We start from the raw sequence: 14,804 nt of genomic DNA, 5'->3' as shown, positions 1-14,804 counted from the left end.
ATGGATCGGGTTTTCGTCGAATATTACGAGGAGGAACTGACCCATATCCGCAGCCTTGCGGCGGAATTCGCCGACATGCATCCGGCGGTGGCGCGCAACCTTTCGCTCGATACGGTGCCCTGCCCCGATCCCTATGTCGAACGGCTGCTGGACGGCGTCGCCTTCCTCGCCGCGCGCACAAGACTGAAAGTCGACGCCGAGCGCTCGCGATTTTCGCGCAGCGTGCTCGATGTCCTCTATCCCGATCTGGTCACGCCGGCACCGGCAACCGCGATGGCGGTGCTGAAACCCGGCCAGCAGGTGCAGACCATGCCCGCCGGCCACGTCGTCAAGCGCAACACGCGGCTGGTCTCCAGCCTGCAACCCGGCCTGTCGACGCGCTGCACCTTCTCCACCGCGCAGGACATGACGCTGTGGCCGATAGCAATCACTGCGGTCAGCTATTTTCAGGATCGCAGTGCGCTGGCGGCGGCCGGCATCGGACCGATCGGCGGCATCGCCGGCGAGGCGGCGCTGCGGCTGGTGCTGACGCGGACCGGAAAAGGCAAACTCGACGAATTGGCGCTCGACCAGCTTGACCTCTACTTCGCCGGACGCACCAAGGCGCCGCTGCTGTTCGACGCGATTTTCGGCGCCTGCGTGGCCATTGGCGCTCGGCCTGAAGGCAAGACCAACCGGCTTTCGCCCTTGCCGGCACCCGAAATGGTCGGCATCAGCGACGACGAGGCCTTGATGCCGCGCACCCGCCCGACATTCGAAGGCTACCGCCTGCTGCGCGAATACTTCGTCATGCCGGAGCGCTTTCACTATGCGCGGGTCCTGGGGCTGCAGCCGGTGGTGCGCAAATGCGAGGCCGGACTGGAGATCATCTTCCTGTTCCGCCGCCCGGCGCCCGAACTCGCCGACCTGACGCCGGCGGATTTCGAACTTTTCGCGACGCCGATCATCAATCTGTTCGAGCGTGAGTGCAACGTCGTCGAACTCGATCAGCGCAAGACGCGGCAGGTGCTGCATGCCGACCGCACGCGGGCGCGCGACTTCGAGATCTATCGTGTGCTCCGCGTCGAGGATGCCGACAGTGAAGGCAGCGACGCCGAGATACCGGAGCTGTTCAGCCTCGGGCAGAACCGCGGCAGTGGCTGGGTCTATTCGACGGAACGGCGGCCACGCCGGGCGACGGAAGATGAGCGGAGCGACGGCCTGACCCGCACGTCATACACCGGCGACGATGTTTTCCTGGCCGTATCGCGGCCGCTTGGAAGCCCGGCGAACCGGCCGTTGAAGCGGCTCGACATCATGGCGCTTTGCACCAACCGCGACCTGCCAATCCTCGATGACAATCCGACCTTGACGCTGGAGGCCGGCGACCCGGTCGAATCCGTGCGGTTGCTCGGTGCACTGCGTCCGCCGCAGCCGGCCATCCCCGCGGCACTGCCCACCGGAGCCGACGACGAATCCCGGGCCGACGATCTCGCCTGGCGACTGGTGGCGCAGCTGGCGCTCAACTTCTTGAGCCTCGCCAAGGAGGGCCGCGGCGTCGATCCGCTGCATGCATTGCTCGATCTTTATGCCGACCGCGGCGATCCGAGCCTTGCCCGCAACGTGCATTCGATCGTGCGCATCGACTCGCGGTCGGTGATCGAACGGCTGCAGATCGACGGGCCGATGTGCTTCGGGCGCGGCACTGAAGTGACGCTGCATGTCGACCAGTCGGTGCTGGCCGGGCAAAGCACCTTGCTGCTGTCGGCCTTGCTGGCGCGGCTGTTTGCCCGTCATGCCGGAATAAACGGCTTCGTGCGAACCCGCACGCGGCTGCTGCAGAAGCAGGAGGATGTGCCATGGCCGATGACGCCCGGCAATCGCTACCTGATCTAGACAAGACAGCTGGTCTGGACAAGACCGGTCCAGACCGGGCCGAAGGTCTGTCTGAAGCGTTCGACTTTTTCGAACTGCTGCGCCGTCTCGAACAGCGGAGCGGTCTGTTCGGCCATTCCGGACGCCCCGACCGCGAGCCGGCAAGGCTTGGCCAGCATGTGCGCCTCGCCTTTTCCGCGCGGGATCTGGTGCAATTCCGCGAAGCCAGCGACAAGGCTCCGGCCCGGGTCACGGTTGCAAATCTCGGTCTGTTGGGGCCTGAGGGTCCGATGCCGCTGCATCTGACGCGCTGGGTGCTCGACCGCCTGTCGCAGCGCTGGTTTGCCGGCGCCGACGCCCAGCAGACCAGCGACACGACCTTCGTGGACTTCGTCAACATCCTGCAGCACCGCATGATCGCCCTCTACTACCGGGCCTGGGCTGATGCGCATCCGGCGGTCCAGGTCGAGCGCGCGGTCGGTGGCCGCGTTCGCGCCATGCTGGAAGCGATGGCGGGGATTGGACTTCCGGGCACCCGTAATCCTGACCTCGACACCGTCAAGCTTCGCCAGGCGGCGTCACTCGCCAGCCAGGTCGACGGCCCGGAACGGTTGACACTGTTCCTGGCGGAAGCGTTCAGGGTGCCGGTTCAAATCAAGGAGTTCATCGCCGCCTGGATAACCATACCGACCGGTCTCCAGACCCGCCTTGCAAAAGCCTATGCCGGGCTCGGCCGGGGGGCGACGATCGGCCCCCGCGTTTTCAACCGCCAAAGCAGGATCGAGCTGCGCGTAGGCCCTCTCGGTTTCGAGGAGTTCAAGGCGTTCCTGCCGGGAGGCTCGCGCCTCAAACTGTTCAAGCAGGCCGTTCGCGATATGGTCGGGGAATCGCTCGACGTCGACCTGCGCATCGTGCTGGCGCGCGAAGCGGTGCCGCCGCCCCGCATCGGAGCGGTCCAGCTCGGCCGGACCGCCTGGCTTGCGCGGCCCGCCGAAAGGGGCGATGCTGACGAATTGCGGCTGCGGACAATTGTCGGATGGCGGCCGGAGATGGCGGGGGTCGCGGCATGAGCCTGCTGCTGACGCTGGAGCAAGGGCCACGCACCCAGGCGGTACGGCAGACCCGGCTGGACGAAGGCGAGCTGGTGATCGGCCGCAGCGCCGACGCAGGCTGGCAGATCAACGATCCCGACATGTTCGTTTCCCGCGCCCATTGCAGGATCACGGGTGGGCGAGACGGCTATTTCGTCACCGACACGTCGAGCAGCGGGCTCTACATAAACGACTCCGACAGCCCGCTCGGTGCCGGCCAGTCGACGCGGCTTCAAAGCGGCATGCGGCTGAGACTTGGCGACTATGTCGTCTATGTCGACCTGCAGTCGCCGACAGCTCAGACACCCGCTGCCAGCCAGCCAGTTGCGGAACGCTTGCCGCCGGCATCGCGGGCGCCGCTGAGTATCGGCAGTGATGACTTCTTTTCCGCCAAGGTCGAGGAAGAGCCGCGACGGCCACGTCCAGCCGATCTGCCCAATCCGTTCGAGCAGCCGGTTGCGGGCGCGTTCGAGCGCGCAGCCTCCAGCCAGCGCAGCTCGCCTGCTTTCGATGACCCGTTCAGCCTCGATCCGGTTTCGTCGCCTGGGTCGAAAGGTGTTGCCCCTTATCCCGAACCTGGCTCGCCAAGCTTCGCGGACCCGTTCAGCCTCGACTCGGTGCCTCCCCTCAACGGGTCCACCGAACCTGCCGCCGGAAAGCCATCCGAATTCAAGGACGACTTTGGCTTCGGACCAGCCGCGGCGCCCAGTTCGGCAAACGGCGCCGGCGCGATCGGTCAGCGCGAACGAGCCCCCCAAAGGCCGCAATCCGCCAATCCCTGGGATCTGCCTGTGCAAGCGGCTGATGCCCCGCCTCCGGTGCGCACTGGTGCTGCCGCCAAACCCGCCCGCATGCCGGCAGCGGCACAGCTGGGGGACATGGCGCTTCGCTCCGCATTCCTGCGCGGCATCGGCGTCGAGGAAGCCGATTTTCCGGGGCGCGACAGCATTGCGGAAATGGAGAAGTTCGGCCGCGAATACAGGCTGATGATGGAAGGCCTGATGCAGCTTCTGCGCAAGCGGGCCGAGGAAAAGGGCAACGCCCGCGTCGCCCAGACCATGGTCGGGGCTTCCGAAGTCAATCCGCTCAAATTTCTGCCGACGATTGACGACGCCATCGTCACGCTTATCGCCGAGCGCAGCCCCGGATTTCTGGCCGGCGAAGCGGCAATCGCCGACGCGATCCGCGATCTCGCGCAGCATCACGTGCGCGCCTGGCGCGGCGTGCAGGCCGCATTGCGACGTATGGTCGACCGTTTTGAGCCGGCTGCGATCGAGCAGGAGCTGAAGTCGAATTCGGCGCTCGGCAACCTGCTTGCGGGCGGGCGCAGCGCCAAGCTGTGGGAGCTTTACCAGAAACGCCATCGTGAAATCGCCGAGAGTGCCGAGAAAAGCTTTCTTGGCGAAATCGGCGCCGATTTTCGGGACGCATATGAGGAGGAGTGAGACATGATCGACCGACGTCAATTCGTTGTTACCCTGGGCGCGACCGGGCTGCTTACGGCTTGCCAGAGTGGTCCGCCAAAACCCTCGGTGATCACCATCAATGTGACCGGAGGGGCCGGCATGAACCCGGGACCTGGCGGTGGCGACCGGCCGGTGACAGTTCTCGTCATGCGGCTGCGCAGCACCGGCAAGTTCAATTCCGCCGACTACTTTGCCCTGCAAGGCGATTCCGGCTCGGCGCTGGCAGGCGATCTCATCGGATCCGACCAGATCGCCGTCGGGCCGGGTAAATCCGCGTCGAAAACCATCACCGTCGAACCGGACGCGACGGCGCTGGGCTTCGTCGCGCTGATCCGCGAACCCACCGGCAGGAACTGGCGCACGACCAAGTCGGTGTCGTCGGGATCGAAATTCACGATCAATGTCTCGCTTGGCAGCGGCGGCATTTCCGCCTAGCGGCCAAGGCAAGGGGAGCTCGATGCAGAGAGTAGCGGCATGAGCGATGCAAACAGGGTGCTGTGGTCCGAAGGGCTTTTCCTGCGGACCCAGCATTTCCAGCAGCAGGATCGCTTTTTCGAGGCGACAGTACGCGGCGCGTTGCAGGCCGGGCAACTGCATACGTTCGGCTTTCAGCAGCTGACGCTGGACCAGGCGTTGCTCGACGCCGGCCAGGTCGCCATCCTGTCGGCACGGGGCATCTTTCCGGACGGGACACCTTTCGCCATTCCAGAGATGATGGACGCGCCGCGGCCGTTGCCGGTCACGTCCGATACGGCTGCGGGATCGGTGCTGGTCGCCTTGCCGCTCGAGCCTCCCGGCGGTGTCGGCTTCGATCCGGCACACGCCGCCGCCTCGGGAGCCCGCTATCACGGGCGGATCGTTTCGGTGCGCGACGCCGTCCAGGGCGGTTCAGACCCTGAAGAGATCGAAATCGCCCGGCCACAAGCGCTGCTGCTTGCACCCGGCAAATCGGTTGGCGGCTACACAGCCTTGCCGATCGCCGATCTCAAGGGTGTTCGAGCCGATGGCGGCGTCTCGCTGGACGAGACCTTCCTGCCGCCGACACTGGTGACCGGAGCGGTTGCCTGGTATCGGCAACTGCTGCTGGAAGTCGTCACCGGCCTCGACCAGATCGCCGAGGCGCATGGCAAGATGGTGATGGGCGGACCGGGGCGCAGCGTCGAAGACCTGCTGATGCTTAACCTCGCCAATGCGGCGCGGCCGCGGCTGGCCCACATGCTGGCGCAGGATGTCTTCCATCCGGCCGAGCTTTACCTTGAACTTGCCGGGCTCGCCGGTTCGATGGCGACGTACGGATCGAGCGCGCGGCGGCTGGGCGAGCTGCCGGCTTACGATCACATGGCGCCCGGCCCCGCCTATATGGCGCTGGCGGATGCGCTACGCTCGCTCATCCTCAGCCTGCGCTACATCGAACCGAAATCGCGGGCGCTGCCGGTCATGCGGCATTCGACCAATGTCTGGAAAATCCGCATCGACAACCCGAAGCTGCTGGTGGCCAGCCGCATCGTCATCCGGGTCGGTTCGGAGCTGTCGGAAGACGCGCTGCGCAAGATATTCGTCAATCAGGCGACTGTCGGTTCCGCCGACCAGTTCGAGGGCTTGTGGAAATCGCGTCTGCCCGGCATTCCGCTGAAACCGCTTCATTCCCAGCCGCGCGAAATCCCTTACGACGGCGATCGGCTGTGCCTCGAGCTGGACCAGAAAAGCGAACACTGGGCGTCGCTGCTCGATGCCCCCGGCTTCGTCATCGGCGTTTCGGGCGTATTGCCAAGCGAGCCGCAGGTGGACTGCTACTCGGTGAACAGGTGAGATGATGAGCCGCGATGATCCTTTCGGACTGTCGGAGGATCGCGAACGCACCCGCATAAGGCTGACCGGCGCGCCGATGCCGCGGCCGATGGCGCCACTCTTGCCGGGTGCGGCGGTGAAGCGGTCTCGCACCCACCCGAACGCACTCGTCAACGCATTCGCGCCCTTGCTCGAATTCGCGCCCGAGCTTGAAAGCGCGCTGGCGCCGGAGAACCCGGAAGCGCTGCGCACCCGACTGCTCGAAGAACTGGTTCGGGCACGCGACACGGCAATGTCGACGGGCTCCTCGATGGAGCGGGCCGATCAGGCAGCCTGGGTGGTGGCGGCGTTGCTCGACGATCTCGCCCTGAACACGCCCTGGGGCGGGGCCAGCGCCTGGCCGAGGCAGCCGCTTGTGGTCATGCTGCGTGGCGACGTCGATGCCGGCACGCAGTTCTTCACGCGTCTCGACGAACTGGAACGCCATCCCAACCGCGACCGCGAATTGCTGGAGCTGCAGTACAATTGCATGGCGCTCGGCTTCCGCGGCAAATATCGCGTGCCCGGCCGCTCAGGCGATCGCTCGCTCAATGCGGTTCGCGTGGCGGCGGCACGCTTCCTGCGCGATGCCGACGCCGAGGGCGCGCCGCTGTCGCCAAACTGGAAGGGCGTCATCGCCTCCGACGAGCCGCAGCGCTTCATCGTTCCGATCTGGGTCATGGCGCTCGGCGCGGCGGTTGTCGCCACCGCCATCCATATCGGGCTGTCGATGGGGCTGAGCAGCCAGGCGGTCGAACTATCAGCCCTTGTGCGCGCATTGCCGCCGCCCGAACGCGGCGACATCAGCCGGACCTCGCCCAAGGTCGATGCCCCGCCACCGGAAAAAGTGGATTTTGCGCTGTTGCCGGAATTCCAGGCCGGGGCGCCGGCCGACCTCAAATCCGCCCTCAGCGGCACCGAGAGCGTTTCGCTGGCCAAGCTGATCATCCAGGCTTCCAATCCCGAACTGTTCCAGTCGTCGCGGCCACAACTGAGCGACGGCTTCGAACCGCTGATCGCTTCGATCGCCAAGGTGATCCTCGCCAATCAGGAGCTGATCGGGAACATCACGGTGATCGGTCATACGGACGGCGTTCCCCTGCAAAAGACCAACCCGCTGTCGACCAACCAGCGGCTGTCGGAGGCGCGCGCCCAGACGATCGCCGACATGCTGGTGCAGAACGGGGTGCCGCAGGACCGCGTCCATTCCGAGGGCCGCGCGGCGACCGACCCGGTGGCCAGCGACAGCACGCGCGAGGGGCGAGCCTTGAACCGCCGCGTCGAGGTGCTCGTCGAAAAGAGGCTGTGAGATGTTTATCCTGCGCTTCCTCTGGGCGGTCCTGACATCGCGCTGGCTGTGGACGCTGATCGGCATCACGCTGCTGTCCCTGGTCATCTGGGTGTTCGGTCCGATCGTCAGGGTCGGTCCGTATTCGCCTTTCGATTCCGACAATGTGCGCATTGCCATGATCGCGGGGCTGATCATCTTCTGGCTGATCTGGTTGATCGTCGCCCAGCGCCGGGCGATCCGCGCCAACCGCATGTTCGTCGCCGAGATCGCAGCACCCGTAGCGGAAAAGCCGCTCAGCCCCGGCGAAGAGAACGTCGCCGCCGTCGGCGCCAAATTCGCCGAAGTGATGGCCGAACTGAAACGCCGCAAGCTCGGCGGACGCAAGTTCCTGCGCGAGATGCCGTGGTACGTGATCGTTGGGCCGCCGGCCACCGGCAAGACCACCGCCTTGCGGCAGTCCGGACTGAATTTTCCGATCGACCTCACCGACGATTTGCAAGGCGTCGGCGGCACGCGCAACTGCGACTGGTTCTTTTCCGAGAGCGCCGTTCTGATCGACACCGCCGGCCGCTATGTCCAGCAGGAGAGCCAGCCCGATGTCGACGCGGCGGAATGGCTGGGCTTCCTCGACCTTTTGAAGAAGCATCGCGGCCGCCGCGCGCTCAACGGCGTGATTGTCGCGCTGTCGATCGACGTGCTGTCGGAGGGCGACGAAGCCATCAAGGCGCATGGCCGCAAGATCCGCCGCCGGCTGGCCGAGCTCAACGACCGGCTCGAAATCCGCCTTCCGGTCTATTTGATGCTGACCAAGGCCGATTTGATCAAGGGTTTCGAGGCTTTCTTCGGCGGCCTGTCCACAGCCTCGCGCGAACAGGTGTGGGGAACGACCTTCGCGCTGGATGCGCGCGTCGATGCCAAGACCATCGAACGCGAAATTTCGACGCTGGCGACGGAGCTCGAGCGGCGGCTGGTGCCGCGCCTGGAAGACGAGGACAAGCTCGCCGCCCGCGCCGAGATCTTCAGGTTTCCCGCCCAGCTGTCCAGCCTGTCCGAACCGATCCAGGTGCTGGTCGAGGCGATGGTCGGCGAAAGCCGCTATGAAGAGGCAGCCTGGCTGCGCGGCCTCTATCTGACTTCAGCGACGCAGGAAGGGGCGCCCATCGACCGGCTGACCGCTGCGCTGTCGTCGTCCTTCGGCCTGCCGCCACGGCGGGCCCTGCCCGCGCAAAGGGTGGAGAAACGCAGCTTCTTCCTGAAGAACCTGCTCACCGAAGTCATCTTCAAAGAGGCCGGCCTCGGCACGTTCGATCCGCTGGCGCAGCGCCGCCGCGCCTGGATCTGGCGCGGTGCGGCGGCTGCGTGTGCTGCGGCAGCCGTGCTGGCCGGCGGGCTGTTCACTTGGTCCTATTTCGACAACCGCAACGCGATCACGGCGCAGGCGAGCCAGTTCGAGGCGCTGCAAACGCCGCTGACCGCAACTGCCGCAAATCCGGCATCGGTGCAGCAGCCTGCCATAGACGGCGCACTCGAGGCGATGGACGCGGTCGCGAATGCCCGGACAGCACCGCCAGGCGCAGCCCAGGATCTGCTGGGGCCATCGGCCTCGGCGGAGCTGGTGCGGGCACAGACCGACACTTACGACCACGCCCTGCGCAACGTGCTCGAACCACGGATGGTGGCGCTGCTCGAGGCGACCATGTGGCGGCAGATCCGCGATCCGGATTTCATGCTCGGCGCATTGAAGACCTATCGCATGATGACGGGCCTGTCGCAGATGGACCCCGATTTCGCCCAGAACTGGTGGGTGAACATCCTGCCGGAATTCGCGGCCGCAGCACCCTTTCCGACCGCCGATGCCGAAGAGCATCAGCTTGCCGCCATCCGCCGCATGGCGGTCGACGAAAGCTATGTCGCGCCCGACCAGGCGCTGGTCGCCGAAGCGCTGAAAACAGTGTGCACGATCTCGTTGCCGGCGCGGGCCTACAAGCAGTTGCTGGCCGATCCGGAGGTGGCCGGGCTCAAGGAGTGGATCCCGGCCAATTTCGCCGGCCCCAATGGCGGCAAGGTGTTTGCGCGGCGTTCGGACAAGACGCTTCGCGTCGGCATTGCCGGAGCGTTCACCTATGCCGGCTTCCACGACGCCATTCTCGACCGCATCGACGATGTCGCCGCCCAGGCGGCGCTCGATCGCGCGGTTTTCGCCGGCGGCTGCTCGGAAAATTCCGAGACCTCGGTCTCGGCGCTGTCCGAGGATATTCTAAAACTCTACTATGACGACTACATCGCGCAATGGGACAGCTTCCTGCGCGACATGCGGCTCGCGCCATTGACCGATCTCAATGTCGCCAGCGAAAACCTGAAGGACCTCTCGAGTGCCGATTCAGCCTTGAAGCGGCTGCTGACGGCGGTCGTTCAGGAGACCGAACTGACGCGTTCCGACGACGCGCCCGCCGACAACAAGGCGGCGGCCAAGGGTGCCTCGAAACTGCTCGGCAAGTTGGGCAAACTCGGCAAGCTGGCGACAAGCGGTGCGAAACTGCTGCCCCGCGCCGGCTCAGCCACAGAGGTGGACCTGACCGGCAATCTGGTGGCCGAACATTTCAAGCCGCTGAAGAGCACCATTGCCGAGGTCGACGGCCAGCCGCCGGCGCTGGATGCCGCCGTCGTCGCGCTGACCGCGCTGTCGAACGTTTTGCAGACGGTCACCGCCAACCCCAATCCGCAGGATGCCATCAAGAAGCAAGGCGGCCTTGCCGAACTGACCGGTGCGGTCGCCAGGCAAGCACAGATCCTGCCCGATCCTATCAACGTCTGGCTTAGCGGAATTGCCGGTGACACCAGCAATCTGACGCAGAAGGCGGTCACGTCGGAGCTCAACGCCATCTGGCGGGCGGACATATTGCCGTTCTGCCAGGCGGCGCTGAACGACCGCTATCCATTCAGTCCCGACAGCGCTGTGGACGTCAATGTGCGTGATTTCGCCCGTTTGTTCGGGCCGGCCGGACTGATCGACGGTTTCATCAACGACCACCTGATCAACTATGTCGACACCACCAGCCAGCCATGGAAATGGCGCGCCGATTTCGGCCTCGATCCTTCGGCGCTGGCGGCGTTCGAGCAGGCCAGGCATATCCGCGACGATCTCTTTCCCGGTGGCACCGGACCGGTGATGAGCTTCACGCTCGAACCGAAGGACCTGTCTCCCAACGTCACGCGGGTCACGCTCAATCTCGATGGTCAGACGCTGGTCTACTTCAACAATGCGACGCGGCCGCAACCGATGACCTGGCCGGGCAAGGACGGCACCGGGGTCATTTCGCTCGCCTTCCAGCCCATCGACGGATCGCCCGAAATCATGCTCAACGAGACTGGCAGTTGGGCGTGGCTGAGGATGCTGCGCAACGGCCGTTTCGCCGGCACGTCGCTCTCCGATGTCTACAGCCTGCGCCTGGGCACGAAGGGAATGTGGGCCGATTTCGAACTCAAGGCCGCCAGCGTCGAGAACCCCTACAATCTGCAGATGTTCAAGAAATTCTCATGTCCGCCGCAGATATGATCTTGCCCGGCTTTTACGGCAAAATGCCCGCCACCGGCGACTTCGTGACGCGGCGGCTGTCGGGCGACTTTGTCCGCGGCTGGGACCGCTGGCTGGCGCAGCATCTCGTCCCGCTGTTCGGCTCGGAATTTTGGCCAGGCACAACCGCGCTGCGCTTTCTGGCGGGTCCGGTATCCTTCGGCGCATCGGCAGGCATCATCGTGCAAAGCGCCGACAGGGTCGGAAGGAAATTTCCTTTGAGCGTCGTCGCCCAGCTTGCCGAAGCTCCCATTCAATTCGCCGACGCCGAGGCGTGGTTTGCCAGCATCGAAGCGGCGGCCACCGCCGCCCAGAATGGCGAGCTGACGCCCGACGAGTTGGATGCCGCGCTGGCCGGACTGCCGGTGCCATCCGTCGAGGCAGGCGACGAGATCATCGGCGATATGGTGATGTGGACGGCCCGTTCGGACATTTTCGACATCGATCCGCAATCGCCGCAGGCGACTTTGGAACAGATCCTCGCTGCCAGCTGGGAGACCAGCTGATGCAGATCTGGAACCAGATGGGCTATCCGCACCAGTTCACCATGGCCATGGACAAGGCCGGCCATGAATGGATTGTCGTGGTCGTCAAAGGCACGTTCGACTTCCCCGCCAAGCCGGGCGGACTGGTGCAAAAATCGGCGGAGCAGGTGCCGCTGGTGATGGCCGACACACAAACCGGCGTGCCTGGCTACTCGGCCACGCTGTGGGAGACCGACTTCGCCTTCCGCAAACCGCGCTGCGACGTGATCGCCAATGGCTGCGCCTACGCGCCGGGCGGGCGCCCGGCCGAGCGCGTGCCGGTCGGCATCAAGGTTGGCAATTGGTCAAAACTGTTCGAGGTCGTCGGCCACCGCGAATGGCGCTCCATCGGCCCGGTTTTTACCGCCACAGCGCCGCAACCCTTCCTGAAACTGCCCATCTCCTATGACGTCGCCTGGGGTGGTGTCGACAGGCTCGACCCGGAGGACAAGCTCCCCGGCAGCTACAAATACAACCCGGTCGGGACCGGCTGGTCGCGCACCAAGAACCAGCGGCTGATCCCCGGCCTGCGGCTGCCGAACACCCAGGCGGTCGGCGAAGAGGTCCGCTCGCCATTCGGCGACTACAAGCCGATGAGCTTTGGCCCGATGGGCCGTGGCTGGCCGGGCCGCATCGAACATGGCGGCACTTACGACGACAACTGGACCAAGAACATCTTTCCGTTCCTGCCGCCGGACTTCGACGAGCGCTATTTCCAGTCGGCGCCGTCCGACCAGCAGATCGACCTGCCGAGAGGTGGCGAGGTCGTGCAGCTGGTGAACCTGACGCCCGAGGGGCGCACAGGTTTTAGGCTACCCGCGACGGCGCTGCCGCTCACCTTGTTCAAAGGCCGCGCCAAGTCATTCGAAGGCGAGGTCTACCCGGACACGATCCTGTTCGACGCGGAGAGCAGACGGTTCTCACTGGTCTGGCGCGTATCGCAGCGGATCAAGCGAACCATCCTCGACTTCACGGAAGGTTGGGTCGGGCCGCCGACGCCGGCCATGCTGAGGGCGCGCGCGACAGGTCGTACCTATATCCGCGCCAACGGCACCGCGCCCGAGGAGGAAGACGCATGACCTCCCCGATCGAGATCGTTTCGGTTGGTATGGTGACGGCCGTTGGCCTCGATGCACCCTCTGCTTGCGCAGCGATGCGCGCCCGGCTCGACGGCTTTCAGGAAACGCGTTTCACCGGCTCGCCCGCGGGATGGCTTACGGGTGCACCCGTGCCGCTGCCACGCAACTGGATCGGCGAGAAACGAATGGCCCACCTGGCGGCCGGGGCCATAGCGGAGGCTTTCGACAATCACCCGCAAGCGCGAGGGCAGACGGCGCTGATCCTCTGCCTTGCGGAAGAAGATCGGCCCGGCCGGCCGGTGCGGGACAATCTTGCACTGCTGCGCCGGATCAGCGAGATCGTTGAAATAGAACCGCATCTGCGCTCTCGCATCGTGGCTTTTGGCCGTCCGTCCGGCCACGTCGCGTTCGATCAGGCGCGCAGGCTGATTGCTTCGGGCGAAGCGCCCTATGTCATGATCGCGGGTGTCGACAGCTATCTGACGGCACCAACGATTTCCCACTATCTCAGCAAAGGCCGCCTGCTGACGGCAGACAATTCGAACGGCTTCATTCCAGGCGAAGCTGCAGCGGCGGTGCTGTGCACCCGCCCGCGCAATGGCGGTTTCAGGCTCTTCGGGCTCGGTCTTTCGCGCGAGGCGGCTTCGATCTACAACGGCCAGGATTTGCCGTTGCGCGCCGACGGCATGACAGCCGCCTATGATGCGGCGTTCCACGAGACCGGGATCGAGATGAACCGGCTCGGCTATCGCATCGCCGATCTGATCGGCGAGCAGTACTGGTTCAAGCAGACTGCGCTGGCCTCGATCCGCCTCCTGCGAGGGCGCCACGAGTTCCAGGACCTGTGGTCACCCGCGGAGTCGCTTGGCAATATCGGAGCCGCAGCCGTTCCAACAATGGTCGGCATGGCCTGGACCGCAGCCGGCAAAGGATATGCCGCCGGCAATCCGGTTCTCATCGAGGCATCGTCCGATGCCGGTGCCTGCGGCGCCGCGGTGTTCGCTTACGGGAGAACGGCATGACGGTGTATGCCAATGGCCTCGAGGTTGCCTGCAAAGCGCAAGCGAACCAGGTTATCGCGGCTTTTCCTTACGTCTGCTTCACGCCGCCGCAAACGCCGGCAACCCCACCCGGCGTTCCGGTTCCCTATCCGACGTTTGGGATGGACAGTGACACCGACAGCGGCACCGGCACGGTCAAGATCGGCGGCAAGACGGTCACTCAGAAGAACAAATCCTATTACACCAAATGCACCGGCAACGAGGCTGGCTGCGCGCCCAAGAAGAACCTCATCACCTCCGTGAACACGGGCAAGGAATACGCCCATGCCTGGTCGGGCAACGTCAAAATGGATGGTGAGCCGATCAGCCGTTTCACCGACATTTCGTCGAACGACCATGCCTCCCCCACGGCCGGCGGACCGCCAATGCCCAAGGTCGCCACGGCCACGGTGGCGACCTTCAAATGCTCCGACCTCGAAATCAAGCCTTACAAGGAGCTGGAATGCCCGGACGGTTATGAGAAGGAGCATACCGTCGAGGTCCAGTTCTTCACCGCCGAAGGCGTTCGCGACCTGACGCTGGATTGCTGCAAGGCCTATGACGACAAGGAAGCGCCCTGCATTTGCATGAAGGCAAAATGGCTGGCGGGCGAAGGTGCGAAGGCCAAGGCGGCCGGCGTACCGACCAAAAAGATAATCGGCAAGAAACGCAAAACCCCGCACAACTTCAAGTCGGCAGACGCCCGCAACTGGCTGAGCAACAATTCGGCCGGCAAGCTCGGTGATTTTACCGACACTTGCGTGAACAGCACGGTCAAGAACCTGGATGACCCGAAAATTCCGCCGGCCGTGCATGCCGCTGCGACGGAGTGCCTGAAGACTGCCAACATGGAATACATGAAGAAGAGCATGAACAAGTCCGAGCAGGAGGTCAAAGACAAGACGGCCTGCCATGGCAGTTGTCCGAAGGCGAAGGATCAGGCTCGCCTCGTGCAGGTTGCAAAAAAACGCCTGAAGAAAGCCGCCGGAGGGGAGTCCGTGGTCGTGACAGCGGCGGACGTCGCTCCCTCGAAAGTGTCCTGTTAGCCGACCGACCGG

At 64.8% G+C, this 14,804-nt stretch carries 11 protein-coding genes; all 11 read left to right on the top strand.

Annotation, left to right across the window (positions count from 1 at the left end):
- The 11 genes from tssF to AC1DX4_RS13605 are packed head-to-tail and all read left to right on the top strand — an operon-like array spanning position 1 to position 14,792.
- Positions 1-1,875: a type VI secretion system baseplate subunit TssF gene (gene tssF, locus AC1DX4_RS13655; protein ID WP_477220795.1), complete on the top strand. Its 1,875-nt coding sequence runs from the start codon at positions 1-3 to the stop codon at positions 1,873-1,875.
- Positions 1,839-2,924, top strand: a complete 1,086-nt coding sequence (gene tssG, locus AC1DX4_RS13650; RefSeq protein ID WP_477220794.1) for a type VI secretion system baseplate subunit TssG — start codon at positions 1,839-1,841, stop codon at positions 2,922-2,924. The genes tssF and tssG overlap by 37 nt, the downstream gene beginning before the upstream one ends.
- Positions 2,921-4,390 carry a type VI secretion system-associated FHA domain protein TagH gene (gene tagH, locus AC1DX4_RS13645; protein WP_477220793.1) on the top strand — a complete coding sequence of 490 codons (1,470 nt, stop codon included), beginning with the start codon at positions 2,921-2,923 and terminating at the stop codon, positions 4,388-4,390. Before tssG ends, tagH begins: the two co-directional genes overlap by 4 nt.
- A 3-nt stretch (positions 4,391-4,393) precedes the next feature.
- Complete coding sequence (gene tssJ, locus AC1DX4_RS13640) at positions 4,394-4,846, top strand: type VI secretion system lipoprotein TssJ (protein WP_477220792.1); 453 nt, start codon at positions 4,394-4,396, stop codon at positions 4,844-4,846.
- A 39-nt stretch (positions 4,847-4,885) separates the two neighbouring features.
- Complete coding sequence (tssK, locus tag AC1DX4_RS13635; RefSeq protein WP_477220791.1) at positions 4,886-6,220, top strand: type VI secretion system baseplate subunit TssK; 1,335 nt, start codon at positions 4,886-4,888, stop codon at positions 6,218-6,220.
- Positions 6,221-6,224: 4 nt separating this feature from the next.
- A complete protein-coding gene (icmH, locus tag AC1DX4_RS13630) occupies positions 6,225-7,547 on the top strand; it encodes a type IVB secretion system protein IcmH/DotU (RefSeq protein WP_477220790.1) in 1,323 nt (440 codons plus the stop codon).
- Position 7,548: 1 nt separating this feature from the next.
- Positions 7,549-11,085: a type VI secretion system membrane subunit TssM gene (gene tssM / locus AC1DX4_RS13625; protein WP_477220789.1), complete on the top strand. Its 3,537-nt coding sequence runs from the start codon at positions 7,549-7,551 to the stop codon at positions 11,083-11,085.
- On the top strand, positions 11,067-11,609 hold the full coding sequence (tagF, locus tag AC1DX4_RS13620; protein WP_477220788.1) for a type VI secretion system-associated protein TagF: 543 nt from the start codon (positions 11,067-11,069) through the stop codon (positions 11,607-11,609). Before tssM ends, tagF begins: the two co-directional genes overlap by 19 nt.
- The gene (locus AC1DX4_RS13615) at positions 11,609-12,706 is read left to right on the top strand and encodes a DUF2169 family type VI secretion system accessory protein (protein WP_477220787.1); all 1,098 of its coding nucleotides are present in this window, start codon (positions 11,609-11,611) and stop codon (positions 12,704-12,706) included. The genes tagF and AC1DX4_RS13615 overlap by 1 nt, the downstream gene beginning before the upstream one ends.
- Positions 12,703-13,728, top strand: coding sequence for a beta-ketoacyl synthase N-terminal-like domain-containing protein (locus AC1DX4_RS13610; RefSeq protein ID WP_477220786.1), 1,026 nt, complete (start codon positions 12,703-12,705; stop codon positions 13,726-13,728). The genes AC1DX4_RS13615 and AC1DX4_RS13610 overlap by 4 nt, the downstream gene beginning before the upstream one ends.
- Positions 13,725-14,792: a PAAR-like domain-containing protein gene (locus AC1DX4_RS13605; protein WP_477220785.1), complete on the top strand. Its 1,068-nt coding sequence runs from the start codon at positions 13,725-13,727 to the stop codon at positions 14,790-14,792. The genes AC1DX4_RS13610 and AC1DX4_RS13605 overlap by 4 nt, the downstream gene beginning before the upstream one ends.
- Positions 14,793-14,804: the final 12 nt, after the last annotated feature.

This window comes from Mesorhizobium sp. P3_A8, assembly GCF_056402995.1.
The sequence above is the reverse complement of the archived record's forward strand: the minus strand, read 5'-3'. Positions and strand labels throughout refer to the sequence as shown.